13 protein-coding genes and 1 riboswitch are annotated in these 18,220 nt (G+C 47.3%); of the genes, 9 read left to right on the top strand and 4 right to left on the bottom strand.

Translation table 11 applies throughout. The features are described from left to right. The first annotated feature begins 90 nt into the window (after window positions 1-90). A riboswitch (TPP riboswitch) is annotated at window positions 91-189 on the top strand. A gap of 201 nt (window positions 190-390) precedes the next feature. The 8 genes from thiC (at window position 391) to KO533_RS00905 (ending at window position 9,957) form a co-directional block, all read left to right on the top strand. Continuing rightward, entirely contained in the window at window positions 391-2,502 is a 2,112-nt protein-coding gene (gene thiC / locus KO533_RS00940) for a phosphomethylpyrimidine synthase ThiC (RefSeq protein ID WP_251073321.1), read from the top strand. A 2-nt stretch (window positions 2,503-2,504) separates the two neighbouring features. Further along, the gene (locus KO533_RS00935; protein ID WP_219252470.1) at window positions 2,505-4,418 is read left to right on the top strand and encodes a bifunctional hydroxymethylpyrimidine kinase/phosphomethylpyrimidine kinase; all 1,914 of its coding nucleotides are present in this window, start codon (window positions 2,505-2,507) and stop codon (window positions 4,416-4,418) included. Next, window positions 4,411-5,313, top strand: a complete 903-nt coding sequence (locus tag KO533_RS00930; protein WP_219252468.1) for a HesA/MoeB/ThiF family protein — start codon at window positions 4,411-4,413, stop codon at window positions 5,311-5,313. The genes KO533_RS00935 and KO533_RS00930 overlap by 8 nt, the downstream gene beginning before the upstream one ends. A 1-nt stretch (window position 5,314) precedes the next feature. After that, on the top strand, window positions 5,315-5,518 hold the full coding sequence (thiS, locus tag KO533_RS00925; protein WP_105252576.1) for a sulfur carrier protein ThiS: 204 nt from the start codon (window positions 5,315-5,317) through the stop codon (window positions 5,516-5,518). A gap of 1 nt (window position 5,519) precedes the next feature. After that, window positions 5,520-6,284, top strand: coding sequence for a thiazole synthase (locus KO533_RS00920; protein WP_219252463.1), 765 nt, complete (start codon window positions 5,520-5,522; stop codon window positions 6,282-6,284). Further along, window positions 6,281-7,396 carry a 2-iminoacetate synthase ThiH gene (gene thiH, locus KO533_RS00915; RefSeq protein ID WP_219252462.1) on the top strand — a complete coding sequence of 372 codons (1,116 nt, stop codon included), beginning with the start codon at window positions 6,281-6,283 and terminating at the stop codon, window positions 7,394-7,396. Before KO533_RS00920 ends, thiH begins: the two co-directional genes overlap by 4 nt. A 102-nt stretch (window positions 7,397-7,498) precedes the next feature. Further along, window positions 7,499-7,762: a chemotaxis protein gene (locus tag KO533_RS00910; RefSeq protein WP_131524079.1), complete on the top strand. Its 264-nt coding sequence runs from the start codon at window positions 7,499-7,501 to the stop codon at window positions 7,760-7,762. A gap of 5 nt (window positions 7,763-7,767) precedes the next feature. After that, window positions 7,768-9,957 carry a putative metalloprotease CJM1_0395 family protein gene (locus tag KO533_RS00905; RefSeq protein WP_219252456.1) on the top strand — a complete coding sequence of 730 codons (2,190 nt, stop codon included), beginning with the start codon at window positions 7,768-7,770 and terminating at the stop codon, window positions 9,955-9,957. Window positions 9,958-10,104: 147 nt separating this feature from the next. On the opposite strand, the gene KO533_RS00900 is transcribed toward KO533_RS00905, so the two are convergent. The 4 genes from KO533_RS00900 to cmoA all read right to left on the bottom strand — a co-directional run bounded on the left by KO533_RS00900 (window position 10,105) and on the right by cmoA (window position 15,095). Beyond that, window positions 10,105-11,013 carry a LysR family transcriptional regulator gene (locus KO533_RS00900; protein WP_028759846.1) on the bottom strand — a complete coding sequence of 303 codons (909 nt, stop codon included), beginning with the start codon at window positions 11,011-11,013 and terminating at the stop codon, window positions 10,105-10,107. 203 nt (window positions 11,014-11,216) lie between these two features. Further along, the gene (locus tag KO533_RS00895) at window positions 11,217-13,079 is read right to left on the bottom strand and encodes a M3 family metallopeptidase (protein ID WP_219252454.1); all 1,863 of its coding nucleotides are present in this window, start codon (window positions 13,077-13,079) and stop codon (window positions 11,217-11,219) included. Window positions 13,080-13,374: 295 nt separating this feature from the next. After that, entirely contained in the window at window positions 13,375-14,367 is a 993-nt protein-coding gene (gene cmoB / locus KO533_RS00890) for a tRNA 5-methoxyuridine(34)/uridine 5-oxyacetic acid(34) synthase CmoB (protein ID WP_219252452.1), read from the bottom strand. After that, window positions 14,364-15,095, bottom strand: coding sequence for a carboxy-S-adenosyl-L-methionine synthase CmoA (cmoA, locus tag KO533_RS00885; protein ID WP_006081747.1), 732 nt, complete (start codon window positions 15,093-15,095; stop codon window positions 14,364-14,366). Before cmoA ends, cmoB begins: the two co-directional genes overlap by 4 nt. Before the next feature lie 150 nt (window positions 15,096-15,245). Here cmoA and KO533_RS00880 point away from each other — a divergent pair, with 150 nt between their 5' ends. After that, window positions 15,246-18,056 carry a transporter substrate-binding domain-containing protein gene (locus KO533_RS00880; RefSeq protein ID WP_219252451.1) on the top strand — a complete coding sequence of 937 codons (2,811 nt, stop codon included), beginning with the start codon at window positions 15,246-15,248 and terminating at the stop codon, window positions 18,054-18,056. Window positions 18,057-18,220: the final 164 nt, after the last annotated feature.

Here is an 18,220-nt window from a genome sequence, read left to right as displayed (position 1 = left end):
TAATTATGAATCTTTATTTTGGATTGGTGGTTAAGATTTTTAATTGCTTTTTTCCTTGTTTGTTGCTGCCGCTTCTGTCTATACTGCGCACTCATCTTGTCGGAGTGCCTCTTGGCTGAGACCGTTTATTCGGGATCCGTTGAACCTGATCAGGTTAAAACCTGCGAAGGAAACAAGCGTAATAACACACATTAAATCGCCAAAATAGACGGCTTGAACACCTGTTAACTCAGCAGTGTTTTAAGCCTTAATGTTTAGATTTAATTGTTATTGAGCAGGGTAACTCAATTTTTGAAGCCAGTGTTGGCCACAAAAGTTGATTACCATGTCCAGCTATCAACAACCCAATTCTCCAGACAAGCAACTCCATTTTTTAACGTGAGATTGCTTATGTCCAGTTCAAACCCAAACCCAGCTGTAGCTGTAGCTGCCAGTGCGATAGAAATCACAGCGCTAGAATCGACAATCCCTAATAAATCGACTGAGTCTAGTCAATCAATCGTGCCTAAGGCGCCGAGTCGCCGCGAAACCCGTGCGCAGGCCCAAGCCTTTATCGATACGCTAGCGCCACTGCAACATCCTAATTCACAAAAGATTTATCTCGAGGGTTCCAGTGCCGATATTCGCGTTGGCATGCGGCAAATTCTGCAGACTGACACCCTGGTCGGCGGCACAGATGATGCGCCCATCATGGAAAAAAATCCGCCAATCCGCGTGTACGATTGCGCCGGACCTTATTCCGATCCTGAGGCCGACATCAATGTGCGTCTAGGCCTTGGTAAATTAAGACAAAACTGGATCCTAGCCCGCAACGACACAGAGCAATTATCCTGCGCGACCTCAGACTTTACCCAACAAAGACTCGCCGACGACGGTTTAGATCATCTGCGTTTTGAGGCAGGCTCGAGTGCCATTGTCCGCCCACGCAGAGCGCTGCAGGGCAAACGAGTCAGTCAATTACACTATGCCCGTCAAGGGATTATCACGCCAGAAATGGAATATGTGGCGATCCGCGAGAACATGGCACTTGCCGAAGTACAGGATGAAATCCTCAATCGTAAAGCCAAGGGCGAAGCCTTTGGTGCCTTAGTCGGCGAACCGATTACCGCCGAATTTGTCCGCGCTGAAGTCGCCCGTGGCCGCGCGATTATTCCGCTGAATATTAACCATCCCGAAGCCGAACCTATGATCATCGGGCGTAACTTTCTGGTGAAAGTGAACGCCAATATCGGTAACTCGGCGGTGACCTCTTCCATCGAGGAGGAAGTGGAAAAGCTCGTCTGGTCTACCCGTTGGGGCGCAGATACGGTAATGGATTTATCCACAGGTCGTTATATCCACGAAACCCGCGAGTGGATCATCCGTAACTCGCCAGTGCCCATTGGCACAGTGCCGATTTATCAAGCGCTGGAGAAAGTGAACGGCGTGGCAGAGGATTTAACGTGGGAAGTGTTCCGCGATACCTTAATTGAACAAGCTGAGCAAGGTGTTGATTACTTTACGATTCATGCTGGTGTACTGCTACGTTATGTGCCGATGACGGCTAAACGCGTTACTGGGATCGTTTCCCGCGGCGGTTCAATCATGGCCAAATGGTGCTTGAGCCATCATAAGGAAAACTTCCTCTACAGCCATTTTCGTGAGATCTGTGAGCTTTGCGTCGCCTACGATGTATCCCTGTCTTTAGGTGATGGTATGCGTCCAGGCTCAATTGCCGACGCTAATGATGCAGCCCAGTTTGCAGAGCTTGAAACCTTAGGTGAGCTAGTCAAAATCGCATGGGAATACGACGTACAAACCATTATCGAAGGGCCGGGACATATCCCGATGCAGCTCATTAAAGAGAACATGGACAAGCAGTTAGCTCACTGCGATGAAGCGCCGTTTTACACCCTTGGCCCGCAAATCACCGATATCGCACCTGGGTATGATCATTTCACCTCCGGCATAGGCGCGGCCATGATCGCTTGGTACGGCTGCGCTATGTTGTGTTATGTCACGCCAAAAGAACACTTAGGGTTACCGAATAAACAAGATGTTAAGCAAGGTTTGATTGCTTACAAGATTGCAGCCCACGCCGCCGATGTGGCCAAAGGTCATCCGAGTGCGCAAATTCGTGATAATGCGCTGGCAAAGGCGCGATTCGAATTCCGCTGGGAAGATCAATATAACTTAGGACTCGATCCTGAAACCGCGCGTGCTTATCACGATGAATCTTTACCGCAGGAATCCGCTAAAGTCGCGCATTTTTGCTCTATGTGCGGCCCTAAATTTTGTTCGATGAAAATCACCCAAGATGTGCGCGCCTATGCCGCTGGCTTAGAGGCGGCACAAGCGAAAGCGGAGCAAGTTGAAGCGGCTGCCCAAGCCATGCAAGTCACAATCAAGACGCCGCAGGATTTGGAAGCGGCAATGGCGCTAAAATCGGCACAATTTGCTGCCTCGGGCGCCGAGATCTATCACGTGAAAGACAAGCTTGTCGCCGAAGCTGAGGAAGCCTAATTATGCTGGGTATTCATGGGGGGAAATTGCCCATGAGTACCGAGCGTCCCGCGTTTGTTTGGACCATAGCCGGTTCAGACAGTGGCGGCGGTGCCGGTATTCAGGCGGACTTGGCAACGATTCAGGATTTGGGCTGTCACGGTTGCAGCGTGATCACCACAGTGACGGCGCAAAGCTCAGTGGCGGTCACTTTAGTCGAGCCCGTGTCAGCTGCGATGTTAATGGCTCAGTTGACCACTTTACTGTCAGATTTGCCACCCAAAGCAATCAAAATCGGCTTACTGGCAGATCAAACTCAAGTGGCATTGCTGGCAGATTGGATCGTGAGTTTTAAAATCCACTATCCATCTGTGCCTGTGATTGTCGATCCTGTGATGGTTGCCAGTTGTGGCGATGCATTAGCAGCAGATAACTGTCAGGATATAAAAAGTACGGCCAAATCAGCCTTAGATTTTAATCCTTTCAAAGGCTTAATCGAACTTATCACGCCCAATGTGCTTGAACTTGGGCGGTTAACTCACAGTGATGTTTCAACGAAAGCACAATTCGCTGCTGCAGCACAGGCTTTATCCCAGAGTCTTGATTGCAGTGTGCTCGCTAAAGGGGGCGATGTGAGCTTTGGCAGCACTGATATTCTTGATGATACTCATGCTCAAACTCAGGCTAACATTCATGTTAGCACTCTCGATAGCAACGGCTGGAATTTTGAGCTTGCCGAGGATTATCTGGTTTGCCATCAAGTACGCGCTAGCTCTGAGCTGCATCAAAATGGGCGTTTCTGGTTGGCAAGCCCGCGGGTTAATACCCGTCATAACCATGGTAGCGGCTGTACTTTGTCATCGGCCATTGCCGCCGTGTTAGCGCAGGGTTTTGTATTGCAAGATGCGGTGGTTGTTGCAAAAGCCTATGTGAGTCAAGGCTTAAGCTCGGCGATTGGTTTAGGGCAAGGTCCAGGGCCGTTGGCCCGTACGGGGTGGCCCAATGACTTGTCCCGCTATGCCAAGATAAATCTGTGTGATGGCAATTTTATAAGTCATCACCTCAATCAACATCTTGATGTTAGAAGTGATTTAGTTGCAACAGTTTTATCTGCAACAGATCAGGCAACCGCTCAGGTAAGAATAGTCTCGACGCCACCTCAAAATATTTTATCCCACGGTTTTAAAGTGCTCGATGCCGATCTTGGTGTTTATCCCGTGGTGAGTGACTTAATCATGCTGGAAAGTTTGTTAGTTGCGGGTGTTAAAACCGTGCAGTTACGGATAAAAACCGATACCAGCGGGTCAACTGCTGCAGGGTTAGCAGGATACCAGCGAGATAAATCTGCGCTAGGCAAGTCTGAGTCAGGTAAATTTGAGTTGGTTGGCTCTGAATTAGAGGCAAAAATTCAAACGGCCATTGCCTTAGGCAAGCATTTTAATGCGCAGCTTTTTATCAATGATCACTGGCAGTTAGCGATAAAATACCATGCCTTTGGGGTACATTTAGGCCAAGAAGATCTCGCCGTTACCGACTTAGCGGCCATTCAAGCCGCGGGACTCGCGTTAGGTCTATCCAGCCACAGTTATTTCGAGTTGCTATTGGCGCATCAATACTCGCCATCCTACATAGCGCTTGGGCATATATTCCCAACCACGACGAAGCAAATGCCTTCTGCGCCCCAAGGGCTCGCAAAACTTAAGCACTATGTGGCGTTACTCCAAGACCATTATCCCTTGGTCGCCATTGGCGGCATCGACTTAGATAATCTGTCAAAGGTGAAAGCTACTGGGGTAGGCAATATTGCTGTGGTGCGCGCAATAACGAAAGCTAAGGATCCGTTAGCAGCGTTCGCAGAGCTGAGCCAAGCTTGGGAGCAATGTAGCTTGTCTGAAGAACTGGCTGTAAAGCATAAGTTGGTTGCAAAGCATGAGTAAAAAACCACCGCTTTCTCACGCAGACGTTCTCAGCGACGGAACACAAAGCGTTCATACACTCAGTGATGCTGATTTCATCCGCTATTCTCGGCAAGTCTTATTGCCAGAAGTCGGTGAGGCAGGGCAATTACAACTGGCCGACGCCAGCGTTGTTATTGTAGGGCTTGGCGGTTTAGGGCAATTGGCGGCGCAATATCTGGCCTGTGCAGGTATTGGTCGCTTGACCTTAATCGACATGGATAAGGTTGAAGTTTCGAATCTACCAAGACAATTGCTATTCAACGATGCCGACATTGGCCTCAATAAGGCGCGAGTTGCCAAGCAAAAGCTTAATCGTTTAGCGCCGCAGTGCACTGTTACTGCCCATGAAACAGTATTTAGTGCTGAGACATCAGCTCATCACTTCGCTGAGGTTTTACAATTAAAACAACAGGGTAAAAGAGTACTTGTACTTGACTGCACAGATAATTTTGCGACTCGCCAATCCATTAATCGCTGCTGTATCGAAGCGGCTTTACCTTTAGTCAGCGCGTCAATCGCAGCATTTAGCGGTCAATTGTTTGCGGTCGATCAAATGCAGCTCCCCTCTGGCGGTTGCTATCACTGTATTTTCCCCGCACAGACGAGAGTGTCGCAGAGCTGCAGTACCCAAGGTGTACTCGGCCCCAGCGTAGGCGTGATGGCGTCAATGCAATCTTTGGTGGCAATGCAACTCTTGCTGAGTGTGGACAGCGGTTGTGATGAACCGAAAAATGCCTTGTTGGGGCGTTTTTGGCGCTTTAACGCTAAATCACTTGCGTGGACTGCTGCTGTATTAACGCGGGATCCCCACTGTGACGTGTGTGGTCCCAAAGGGGCTTATCTATCATCAAATAAAGATAGTCTTGAGGTTTGATATGATTTTAATTCACATAAACAATATCCCGCAGTCGTTATCTGAACCGACGTCACTCGCGGCTGTGATCCTCGCACAAAATATTGCCCTCGATTCAGTTGCTATCGTGTTGAATGCTGAGGTCGTTCCGCGCAATCGCTGGCAATCTATTCTCTGCCAACATGAAGATAAATTAGAACTTTTCTCAGCTGTAGCGGGAGGCTAGTATGTTAAAGATTGCTGATGTGGAATTTGAGTCGCGTTTATTTACCGGGACGGGAAAATTCAGTAATAGCCAAGTGATGATCGAGGCGATAATGGCTTCAAAATCGCAGTTAGTGACAGTTGCGATGAAAAGAATTGATTTTAAAATGGGGCTTGATGATTTACTCACGCCGTTACGTCAAGCGGGTGTCCGGCTATTGCCTAACACTTCGGGGGCGAGAAACGCCAAGGAAGCGGTGTTTGCGGCTGAGCTTGCCCGTGAAATGCTGGGAACTCATTGGATTAAGCTCGAAATCCACCCCGATCCTAAGTACCTGATGCCCGATGCAATTGAAACCTTAGCAGCGGCCAAGATTCTCTGTGATAAAGGCTTTATCGTGTTGCCCTACGTGCATGCCGATCCTGTGCTGTGCCGTCGTTTGGAAGAAGTGGGCTGCGCTGCTGTTATGCCACTGGCGAGTCCGATTGGCAGTAATCAAGGTTTAGTCACTGAAAGCTTTTTAAAAATCATCATAGAGCAGGCGCGGGTGCCAGTGGTGATTGACGCTGGCATTGGCGCACCTTCACAGGCTGCGCGGGCAATGGAGCTGGGCGCCGATGCGGTGCTCGTCAACACCGCCATCGCCAGCAGTGCGTCGCCGATAGTGATGGCCGAGTGCTTTAAAGAGGCGGTGCAATGCGGCAGACGGGCCTTTGAAGCTGGGCTTGGCCGAGTACAAACGGGCGCGGTACAGACCAGTCCTCTGACAGGATTTTTAAATCAATGAGTTTTGTAGCGGAATTTGCCAACATCCCACGGGATAAACTGTTACTCGATTTGTATTCTTGCACAGCCCAAGATGTCGAGCGGGCGTTAGTGAGTCCAGCAGGGGATTTGCGCAGCTTACTGGCCTTGTTATCACCTGCGGCGGAACCTTATATCGAAACCATGGCGCAGCACTCTGCGGCGCTTACGCGGCAGCGATTTGGCGCGAATCTGGGCATGTATTTACCGCTATACGTCTCGAATCTGTGCGCTAATGATTGTGATTACTGTGGCTTTAGCATGAGTAACAAACTCAAACGCAAGACCTTGAATGAGCTGGAGTTGATGGCTGAAATAGCCATTATCAAAGATAGGGGCTTCGATTCTATTTTACTGGTGTCAGGTGAGCATGAAACTAAGGTTGGTATCGATTATTTCAAGCAAATGTTGCCTCTGGTAAAGCAGCAATTTAGCCATTTGGCGATGGAGGTTCAGCCCATGAGTGAGGACCATTATCGCCAGTTAGTCGCGCTAGGTTTAGATGCTGTGATGATTTATCAGGAGACCTATCAGCCCGAGACTTATGCTCGTCACCATTCCCGAGGTAAAAAAATGGATTTTGCCTATCGCTTAGCAACACCGGATAGAGTTGCGGCGGCGGGGGTCGATAAAATTGGTCTTGGGGTATTACTGGGGCTGGATGATTGGCGTTTAGATGCGTTAATGATGGGATATCATCTTGACTATTTAGAGCGTCGCTATTGGCGCATTCGCTTTAGTATTTCGCTGCCAAGGTTAAGGCCTTGTACTGGCGGGATCACCCCAAAAGTTATGCTATCGGATTTAGGTTTAGTGCAAATGATTTGTGCATTTAGACTTTTTAATCATCAGCTTGATATCAGTATGTCGACAAGGGAAAGCCCTGAGCTGAGGGATAATCTTTTGCCACTTGGAATTACTCAAATCAGTGCGGGTAGTTCGACACAACCGGGCGGCTATCAAGCACCCGACAGTCAACTCGATCAATTTGAGATAAGCGATGATCGCAGCGTTGAGCAAGTCATCGAACAGATGCAACGGCAGGGTTTTAATCCCGTATTTAAGGATTGGGAAGCCAATTGGATCACAGGATAAATAAGACCGTAAATAAATGGTGAGAATGCGGATAAAACCTGTACTTTTGCAGGTAGTTGGTCAATAATTGACCCATTAATCACAGCGTGCAGGAATACCGTTATGCAAATCCAATCTGCTTATTCATCCGGTCTGCAAGGCTTGCAAAGTGCTCAATCTGGGCTCACTCAAGCAACAATAGATGTGGCTAAACCTACACCGACTCAAAGTGCGGCTCCGGCTGAATCTACAAGAGATGTTGCGCAGCCTGATAAAACCTCGGCATTACTTAACGCTAATGAGTCATTAAGACAAGGGGAAGCGTCAACAGAAGTGATTGAAACTGATTCTGAAACGATAGGTTCGATCATTAATATTAAGGTGTAAATATCATGTCGGTTGTGGCGCTATCACCTAAGGTTGGAGCGTCATCCTCTTCATTTTCGGCACATGATAAGATGCTCAGCTCGAATCTAAGCCAGAGTCACGCTAATAGCACTTATCAAGGAGCCCGCGCTCACACTGCAGGCTCCGCAAAAATTGAAGCGAGTGGTGTCCATGAACTACAGGTTACTGGAACTTCATTTGCTCCAGTTCAAGCCACGCCTATTACTTCATTAGCTGCTAACGTTTCCCAATCTCTCCACTCATCACCAAATGTGTCTTTTGCAGCTTCTAGTGCTGTTTCATCAACTGCTGCATCTGTACTTCCTGTACTGAATGGTGCAAGCCAAGCACTCGAGGTCGCTCCTTTTTCCGTACCAACGCCAAGGAGCAATCCTCAGGTAAATACGTTAAATGATCGAGCTAGCTTACATGCCGATGCGAGTTTTAGTTTGTTAACAGGACCAAGATCCATTTCTGGTGTACGCGGGGGACAGATTGCGGCACCTATTTCTACTCAGGTATTTTCGCCCGTCGCGGGTACGAGTAATAGCGGACTTGGGGTAAATTCCTTGGCTACAATAAGTCCAAATCTCAGTGTAACGAGCAATATTCCCGTTGATATTTTTACGCCTCTGAGTCCATCAATTGGCACTAAGGGTACTGATATTCCTGCTTTCAATCCATCTAGCACGGGTGATGTTTCTCCAATAATGCCTGATTTAGCGGCAGTGTTTGGGCCACAAACTGTCTTTACTGGAGCTGCGTTAGTTGATCCCACTACGTCCGATTCTGCAATTAACAGTTCTGTAAATAAGAGTGTAGCAACGAGTGCAGGGCCTGTTGGTCAGTCAAACTCTGCGCAAGCCGTAGATCAATCCGCTAGCAATGATGTTGCTCAACCGACTGTGTTAGAACAATTTACTCAAGTTTTTGGTGAAGCTCAGGCTCAAGCTAGTCCTGTAGATGTTCCTGCGACAGCGTCTAACCCAGATGATAGTCAACAAGTCTTAGCTGCTGTCTTTGCTCCAAATGATAATCAGCTTGAAAAGCAAGTACAGGAAGAAGAATCGCAGAAACAGCAAATAGCAGCAGCGGAAGAGGCAAAGCAGCAATCACTGGTTCAACAGGCTCAAGAACAAGAGATACAAGCCCAAGAAAAAGTGCAGGCTCAACAGCAACAGCAAGTCAATGAACTTAAAACTCGAGATTCAGAGGTTAAAGCCCATGAGCATGCCCACGCAACCGTCGGAGGACAATACGCTCAGAGCCCGAGTTTTAAGTATGAAAAGGGTGCTGATGGCCAACGTTACGCCACCGATGGCGAAGTGCAGATTGATGTCTCTCCAGTGGGAGGCGACCCGCTTGCAACGATAAACAAAATGAAGCAAGTTTATGCCGCAGCAATGGCTCCTGTTGACCCGTCATCAGCGGATATCCGTGTTGCCGCGGAAGCCTTGCAAAAAATGAATGAAGCTAAAGTGATGCTGGCAGAGGAGCGACAAAAACAAATTGTTGACTTGCAAACGGCTCAAACATTAATAGACGCAGATGCACAAATAAAAGGGTTGCCACCGTTAGAAAAACATACACCTGTAGTGACGGGAGACGTTGATGAGTCAGGTAATATTGCTCAGCCCCAAGAGGCTGTATTCACCCCCGCCTCTACTGCGCTTGATAAGCTAAAACAAGCGATCGAGGCGCAAACGGCCAATACGAGAGTCATTGATACGGGTTCGAAAACCTCTTCTGATATCAGTGACTCAGTCACTACATCGACCACAGTGGAAACGATTGAGCCACCGACCGCAACTTTAGCATTTGGAGATGCTTCAACTTCAGCGGATTTAGCGACGGGTTTTATCTCAAGATCCGATAGTGCTGCAAGCCGTTATTATGTCGCGGTTGCACAAGCCAGTGCTGGGCCTTCAGCTCGTGTCGATATGACGTCGCAAGCCAATATTCTGCCTTCTTATCTGGCATCTCCAAATGAGCTCCCTAGCAATTTGCAATCTACGGATGTTTTGTCCGCAAACAATGTAAATGAGCAGTCTTCAAATATCAGTGCTAGCGCGAATACGAATGTGTCTTTGCAGAGCGAGTTATATGTGGAGGATGACCTCTTGCAGGAGACGGGATTTATTCAGCCGCAATATTTGGGTTATCAACAAGCGCGCTATGTCGACTTTAGTGTGTAAGATTAGGCTTTAACTATTCCCATCATTCGCTGTTCATCATCTTTTTCGAAACAACCTCTCAGTACCACTAAGAACTAAGCATTTAATCAGCAGTTAGCATTTATCGTTTTGCTCACTCGAATTGATAACTCGTTTGGTATCTTGCTGTTAATGACTATTCGTCGTTTCAATTCCGTGCTGTTTTAAAATCAAGGAAGCAAGCAGTTTTGATGCAGGCCCTTGTTGATCCCTATTAGGGATAACTAAGCTCAACATGATGCGACGTTTTTGGCTACCCTCAAGATGTAAACGTACTAGATTACCCGAAGCCAATTCTTCTTGGACTAAGAAAGAGGGGATCCAACAGAAACCAATACCTTGATTTAAAATGACTTTAGCTTCATGGAAGTTAGAGACTGTCCAGCGCTGCTCAGCTTTGAGCCAGCCGATATCAATGTTGGATTGCACTCCAGTATCTTTAATCACTAACTGTAAATATTGTGCCAGTAGTTTATCGTCTTCAATTGTGCCTAAGTCAGCGAGTGGATGATTTGGATGACAGACGAGGTAGAGTTCTTGTTCACATAAGGGTTCGGATAAATACCCTTTAGGCGGCACCCCTGCACAGATAGCAATATCGACTTTACTCTGCTGAATGAGCTCTTGAGTGCCGGTGATCACTGAGTCCAGCATGATGATTCGAGTGCCACGACTGTGGGGCAGAAACGCATTGAGGGCACACACTAAGCTTTCCATCGGATAGATAATTTCACGGGCAATCGTGAGTGTTGGCTCCCACCCTTGTTCAAGATTACTCGCAAGTTGTTCTAACTCGTTGACGGCTTGGGTGACATGCCGTGAGCGGCGCAGCAGCACTTCGCCCTGCGGGGTGAGATAGGCTTTACGGCCTTTGACTTCGAGTAGCTCGATACCTAATTGATGCTGTAATTTGGCAACGGCATGGTTAAGTGACGATTGACTCTTGTTGAGTTTTTCGGCCGCTTGGGCATAGCCGCCAAAATCGACCACCGCTTGCAAAATACGCCATTGTTCTAAGGTAGATTTAGCTCGAGTCATTATAATCTCAAAAAAACGATAGATTGAGGCTTATAGTGGCCACTTCTTACGACTTTTTCAATTAAATATCATAGAGTCAGTCATTCCCACGACATATAGATAGTTATGTCGCGCTAAGTTATTGAGGGGATAGAGAGGCTAATCATGACGATTTTCAGTGTTTGCACCCGAGCGAGTCACAAACACATCCTAAGCATTCACACTTAAAACGCACAAGAACCTGTTGCGTCGAAAGCTTGATTGTTGGAATTGTCAGCATGTTCTGAAGCGGCGCTATTTGAAATTCTTTGGATCAGCGCAGCACTATCAACGGGGGCGCCAATGACCACTTTTAATTGGTCACTTAAGCTCAAAGCGTCTTCATTGATGACTAATACATTGAATAATTTGAGTTTGTCTCGGCAGTTGAATGTGGATTGATCTATCAGCCTAGCTAGCGATGCTTGCCAGAGTGATTGGTAGTAGAGCGGTCCTTCGTTGGCGATAGCATTGAAGCTGTAAGGATAATCCTGTGTTTGTGGCCAGTCTTGGCCAAAGCTCGCATTAAACTCCGCACCGAGATCGGGGTAGACTTGTGCACTTGAGTTTTGGTAAAAGTTGACTGCAACCTTAGCGCGAAAGACTTTAAGCTGCTTCGAATAAGCTTTAGCCAGTGTTTCACGCTCCTGTAAATAGGTGTGCTCAAATTGCGGAAATAGTTGATGGCGTAGCACTTCAGCTAACCAGAGGCTCGCCACAAAATAGCTATCTTGACTCTGTCCCATGGCATTGTTGAGGTAGAAATGACTCGCTTTAGCAAGGGAAGTGACAGCCTCTGCGATGGATTCGGTTAATTGCTCAATGTCTTTGTAGTTACTCAGCTGTGGTTTGAGATCCAACGCTTGTTGTCCAAATTGCTGGCCGAGTACACTTTGACGCAATGTCTGCTGTTGACTACCTTGCTGTGGATTTGGGTTATACGCCACATAGATTTCACCTAACAATCTTTGCTGGTGGTAGACCCTGACGATATGTGGCCGATTGGGATCGGCAGGTATTTTATCGACCTTAGCGGTTTCTATGGTCTCAAAGTGTAAACCAAACACTTGCAGATAAGTAAAGCTGCGACTCAAGACGTCAGAAGTTTGCCATGTCGGCCCCTTGGCTGATGCTTGTTGTGACAGGGTTCGTCCAATATCCCAGGGAGCCACTTGCAGATCTTGGGTTTGGCTATCAAGAAAAGCTTTGACTAATTCAGGGGACGATAACTGCTGCGAACTAAGCACTAATGCGCTGTAATCGGTAAAGCCTGCAGCAGTGGCGGCTTGTTGGCGCTGCTCAGCAATTCGCTCTAATGCCGTTTGATTGGTTTCACTGGCTCTGACTTGGTAGGCCTGCCATACATTTTGGCGACATACGGCGTTTTCCTGCGTCAGTAAGTAACTGACGATAGTGCCAGAAAAGTCGCTCTGCTTTGAATTGTCGGGCTTCGGCTCATCACTTTTATCACCTTTTTTATGCAGATGATGTTGCTGCTGAGTCGCTTCGGGTTGGCATTGGCTGTCATTGAAGGCAAGATTAAATTGCTGGCTGCCTAACCCTTGGCCTATGCTGGCTTGCGCTGTATGTAATTTCGCTTTTTCCTCGGCGCTCCAATGCTGTTGTAGTAACTGTTTAAGCTGTTGGCTCAGCAGTATTTGTTCTGCATTGCCTTGGGCTAAGGCGTAGGCGAGTTGGCTCAATTCAGTTTGGCTGAGAAGTTGCGATAGGGTGTCGGCGAGGTGTAACTGGCATTGCAGTAAACCTTCGCGTTCTTCACTCGCTAAGCTAAACCCACGGTAATAGTTGAGCCTATCGTTGATATTATTAAGCCCTAACATCTGTTGCTCAAAAATAAGCGCGCGCTGGGCCAAGGTTAATTCAGACGCAGTTAAACGTGCATTGGCGAACACAGTCGCGAGATCAATACTTGGCAAACGCAGGCATTGTTCAACTAAGAGGGGAACAGGGCTTGGCGCCGCATAGGCGGCATTCGTAATATAAAGGCTTAAGCCAAACAGGCTAACCAGAAAAGTGGGTTTTAACATGGGTTATGTGTTCTGCATCTGTGATGGAATGAGTTAACTTTGACTTAGTATCTAATTGAGTTAGCTTCAAGTCATTGTTATGCATGAAACCCTGTTCTGTTCTGGATGTCAACGATAAGGGTGGGAGTCGCAAATGTATTGCTATTCAAGGAAGGAGTTACACTGAGCTGCTGAACACCTACAGATTCCAGATGTACTAGAGGAATGGTGATCTTTCGGCTTTTGATATCAGCCATTACCAACTCAAACCTTGAGGACGCAATGACTGATATTCGCTTACTTCAGACTGAAAAGGTTAATTTAAATCCTGATTAGGTTGATTTTTCACTGCGATAATCGTGGCGCGTTTGGGCGCAGGATAACCTTCAACCGTTTTGGTGATGTCGTTAGGATCTAGGTATTCAACCAGTGATTCGTTGAGCATCCAGTCGGTACGGCGTTGCTCGGCAAGGGCTGTGACATCGGTATCGACACAACGGATATCAGTGAAATCACACTTCTTTAACCAGAGCATGAGCGCGGCAACGGATGGAATGAACCATACATTATTCATTTTGCCATATCTATCTTGAGGCACGAGTACGGCACTTTCGTCGCCATCTATCACCAAGGTTTCTAGCACGAGCTCACCACCGGTGCGCAATTGATCACGCAGCTGTAACAAGTGATCGATAGGCGAACGTCTGTGATATAAAACACCCATGGAGAAAACTGTGTCGAATGCATCGAGCGGTGGCAGCTCTTCAATGCCAAGAGGCAACAAGTGCACAGGATGATGTGTGCCCGCTAAACGTTTGACGGCTTCAAACTGACATAAAAACAATGGCGAAGGGTCGATACCGACGACACGTTTGGCACCTGAGCCCAACATGCGCCACATGTGATAACCACTGCCACAACCGACATCGAGCACAGTGCGGTTTTTAAGCGGCGAAATATGTTGCTTAACGCGGTCCCATTTCCAGTCACTGCGCCATTCGGTATCGATATGTATGCCATGAATGTGGAAGGGGCCTTTACGCCATGGCATAAATAGACGCAGCAGGTTTTCAAGCTTCTCTTTTTCGCCTGGGCTAAGTTGCTCGCCGCTACCGACGGTCACGCTATCAACAAAATCCACTTGGTCGGGTGCTGGATAGTGCAGCTTGTTGAGCACTTTTTCCCACTTTGGCAGGTTGCCGTGTTTATGATCTCGTTGCCACTTGCCTAAAATGCTCGGCAGGGTTTCGAGCCAGTGCTGTAGATTCGAATCGGCGATTTGTTGGTAAAACGAGCTAAAGCTGATCACTTGATGGCCACCATAGAAGCAAAGTTAAAGCATTGGAACCAGAGACTAAAGTGACTAAAGCCTTGGCTGGTGAGTCGTTGTTGATGCGTGGTTAAGGTGTCTGGCTTCATGACATTTTCCAGCGCACTGCGTTTTTGGCTGATCTCAAGTTCGCTGTAACCATTAGCGCGTTTAAAGTCCAAATGTTGCTCTTCCAATAGAGTTTGGATAGGAGCATCTTCGAAGCGAATTTTTTCTGACAGTACTAATATCCCGCCAGGATTCAGACCTTGATAAATCTTGGCTATCAGGGTTTCTCTGTCTTCTGGCGGTAAAAACTGCAATGTAAAGTTGAGTACCACCAATGACGCATTTTGAATATCGATATCGCGAATATCACCGCAAACCAGATCGACATCCGTATCGCTGACATAGGCATTCAGGTTCTCTTGGCAGCGTGCGACCATAGATTCACTGTTATCTACAGCAATAATGCGACATTGGCGGCCTTGGATTTGGCGACGAATACTTAAGGTCGCGGCACCGAGTGAGCAACCCAAATCGTAAATTTGAGTATTTGGCATGACGAAACGATCTGCAAAATCGCCTATGGTATTGATAATTTGCGTATATCCAGGCACTGAGCGGCGGATCATGTCACTGAAGACGCCTGCTACACGGTTATCAAACTGGAAATCGCTAATATGCTCGCTCGCTTGAGCGTAGATAGTGTCTTGAGAAACGTTCATCTGAGATTTTTCATGGGAATTCAACTGCGCATTTTAACGAATCAGAGCGATTAGCAGCAAGTCTCATGCTAGTAATTTGCGATAAATTTTTGTCTAATACTTTATAGATAACAAAATCGTTACATGTACATCAAGTACTAAGGGCTCAACTTGAAGTTTGTGATCCACTTAATTGTGATCTTGTGCAGCTGTTTTTTGAGCATAACGGGGCAGGCAAGTCCGTTGTCCTCTGAGCCATTAATCATCGTTATGGGTGAGGATAGCTTTCCCTATCAATATGTCGACAACGATGGCGAGCCGACTGGATTACTGGTTGATTTATGGAAAGAGTGGGCTAAACAAAGCCATACCCAAGTGGTTTTTGTGGCGCGCCATTGGCATGAGTCCCTTGATCAACTGCGGCAAAGTAAGGCGCAAGTGCATATCGGCATGGGGAAAACCCCTGAGCGTGAGCAAGAGTTCGACTTTGCTGTGCCCATCGCCGATGTCGGTACATTTTTGTATTTGCATAAATCCCTGCAGGGCAAAAAATCCATCAAAGAACTGATCCCCTTTCAAATTGGTGTGGTAGCGGCTTCATCCCATGAAGCGGAATTACACCGTATCGAACCGCAGCTTGTGTTTAAACGCTACGAAAGTCGTGAGAAATTATTGGCAGGGGTCGCCGCGGGCGAGATCGTAGTCTTTGCGGGGTTAGAAGGCTATTTGAAAGATCCCGACTCATCCCAAGAGATTGCCGCAAACTTTCCCAATACTGCCCGCCTTCAAATTAAGGCGATGCAGTTTGTACCCGCAGTTCAAAAGGGCAATCTTGCATTAGTCGATAAAATCAATAAAGGTTTCACTGCGCTCGATGCGCACTTTATTCAGCAAACGGAGCGACGTTGGCTTGGCTATCAACGTCAACAAGCTGGACTCGTTATTTCGATGCAACTGGGCGTCGAGCCTTTTGTGGACTTAGGTGTCGATGGTTTACCCCATGGTTTGTATGTGGACATGTGGCAGCTTTGGTCTGAGAAAACGGGTATTGCCGTTGATTTTATTTCTGGTGATATGAACTCTAGCGTGGACGATGTTCGTCGTGGTCTCGCCGATGCCCATATAGGTTATCCTGAAAGTGATGATGTTAAAACGGGCCTTACTCAGGCTTGGCATTTATATACAGTGAAGAGTCGACTCTTTCTCTATCAGCAACAGTTAACCGATTTAGACAGCTTAAAAGGTAAACGTATTGGTGTGGTGCCGACAGCGCCTTATTTGGTGGATTTGCGTAAAGCATTACCCCAAGTGTCACTGCGTTATTACGACAGTATGGATGCCATGGTGGCGGGGGCGAGGTCTGGAGAAGTTGTCGGTTTTATCGCCGCGGGTGCATGGACATCCCATTATTTACTGCTCAATAAAGGCTGGTCTGACTTTAGCCAGTATCCTGATCTCGAATTTAGCACCAACATTTATGTGCTGACCCGTAGCGATGATGCTGGCCTTACACAGAGGATAGCCAATGGGTTTAACAGTATTAGCAATCAAGAATTTGCTGAGATTGAACATAAATGGATGCTCAATCCTAAAGATCATGTTTTTACCCAAGCTGAGCGCCATGTCAGCCTAAGCCCCGCAGAACAGGCCTATGTGGAAAGTGTAGGCGAACTCAAAGTCGGTTATTTAAAGCAATGGCCACCGATGGAGTTTATGGATGAACAGGGTGAGTTTGCGGGGATCAACAGCGATATCGTCAAATTGCTCAAGGAACAACTCAAACTTAAGCTCACGCCCGTTGCCTTTGATGATTGGCATTCGTTAATCGAGGCGTTGCAAAAGGGCGAGGTGAGTTTAGCCGGCAGTGTCGCGCAAACGGCGGAGCGCCAGCAGCGTTTAGCGTTTAGTGAAGCCTATTGGCCATCGCCGTGGGCCTTAGTGTCGCAACTGGAACAAGTCTCGGTTTTTAATATTGCTCAGCTTGCAGGGCAAAGGGTGGCTGTGGTTGAGGGATATCATTTGGTGGCGCAATTGATGAGTCTGGAGCCTTCGCTCAAGTTAGTCATAGTGCCAAATACGCAGGCCGGATTAGCGGCCGTGACGAATGGCAATGCGGATGTGTTTATCGATAAAGTGGTGACTTTAGCTTCTGAGCTTAAAACCAGCCACTATCCGACACTGAAAATGTCGCTGCTCAGTGATCTCGCCGATCAGCATAGTCATATTGGTGTTTATCCTCAATTTGCACCGCTGGTGCCGCTGATTAACAAAGCCTTAGCCTTGATTGACGCTCAACATCAGCAAAAAATATATACGCGCTGGGTGTCATTTTCTGTGGCGACAGAGAGTGCTAAATATCTGCAATGGCTGCGTTATATCGTATTTGGTGTGATAATTTTGTGCTTAGTGATGGTGGCGGTGTTGTTAGTGAATCGCCGCTTAAATCGTGAGATCACCCAGCGATTGGTGGCAGAGAAACGTTTGCTGCATGTGGCTAATCATGATGCTTTAACTCAGTTGCCCAATCGTGCCTTACTTGATGACAGACTAACCCAAGCTTTGCTATCTCATCGCAGAGAACAGGCACATTTCGCTTTGTTATTCATCGATCTCGATGGTTTTAAACAAATCAATGACCAACACGGTCATCCCATTGGCGATGAATTATTGGTACTGGTCGCCCAAAAGTTAACCAAGGTTATCCGTGGATCCGATACCGTTGCGCGATTTGGCGGCGATGAGTTTGTTATCCTGCTAAATCGTGTGCAAGATCTCGATGCAGTTACCCAAGTTGCTGATAATATTCTACAGGCACTGTCGAGCCCTTTGCTTATTCAAGGCGTCAGTGTCAGCATCGCCGTTAGTATCGGCGTGGTGATTTACCCCCGCGATGGTGACACCGCGATAGGTTTGTTGAAAAAAGCCGATCAGCTTATGTACCAAGCAAAAAGTAGCGGCGGGCGTTGTTATCGCTCAGCTTGATGTTTTTTTGAACGCTCATGCTCAGATAGTGCGTTCGCCTCTAGTCAAGGGCGTAAAACTGTTTGATACTTCACCGCCTAAGTGTGAAGTACTTTGGTAATCGGCATTATTTTACTATAATGCCGCTTTTATCTCGTTTTGATTATTTCCAAAGCACCGGTTTC

The organism is Shewanella sp. NKUCC05_KAH, from assembly GCF_019345585.1.
Classification (GTDB): domain Bacteria; phylum Pseudomonadota; class Gammaproteobacteria; order Enterobacterales; family Shewanellaceae; genus Shewanella; species Shewanella oncorhynchi.
This window is presented reverse-complemented; position numbering and strand designations above follow the sequence as displayed.

Excerpts from the sequence above, each read along its gene's own strand:
- thiC (WP_251073321.1), top strand. The coding sequence starts at position 391 with ATGTCCAGTTCAAACCCAAACCCAGCTGTAGCTGTAGCTGCCAGTGCG.
- KO533_RS00935 (WP_219252470.1), top strand. The coding sequence starts at position 2,505 with ATGCTGGGTATTCATGGGGGGAAATTGCCCATGAGTACCGAGCGTCCC.
- KO533_RS00930 (WP_219252468.1), top strand. The coding sequence starts at position 4,411 with ATGAGTAAAAAACCACCGCTTTCTCACGCAGACGTTCTCAGCGACGGA.
- thiS (WP_105252576.1), top strand. The coding sequence starts at position 5,315 with ATGATTTTAATTCACATAAACAATATCCCGCAGTCGTTATCTGAACCG.
- KO533_RS00920 (WP_219252463.1), top strand. The coding sequence starts at position 5,520 with ATGTTAAAGATTGCTGATGTGGAATTTGAGTCGCGTTTATTTACCGGG.
- thiH (WP_219252462.1), top strand. The coding sequence starts at position 6,281 with ATGAGTTTTGTAGCGGAATTTGCCAACATCCCACGGGATAAACTGTTA.
- KO533_RS00910 (WP_131524079.1), top strand. The coding sequence starts at position 7,499 with ATGCAAATCCAATCTGCTTATTCATCCGGTCTGCAAGGCTTGCAAAGT.
- KO533_RS00905 (WP_219252456.1), top strand. The coding sequence starts at position 7,768 with ATGTCGGTTGTGGCGCTATCACCTAAGGTTGGAGCGTCATCCTCTTCA.
- KO533_RS00900 (WP_028759846.1), bottom strand. The coding sequence starts at position 11,013 with ATGACTCGAGCTAAATCTACCTTAGAACAATGGCGTATTTTGCAAGCG.
- KO533_RS00895 (WP_219252454.1), bottom strand. The coding sequence starts at position 13,079 with ATGTTAAAACCCACTTTTCTGGTTAGCCTGTTTGGCTTAAGCCTTTAT.
- cmoA (WP_006081747.1), bottom strand. The coding sequence starts at position 15,095 with ATGAACGTTTCTCAAGACACTATCTACGCTCAAGCGAGCGAGCATATT.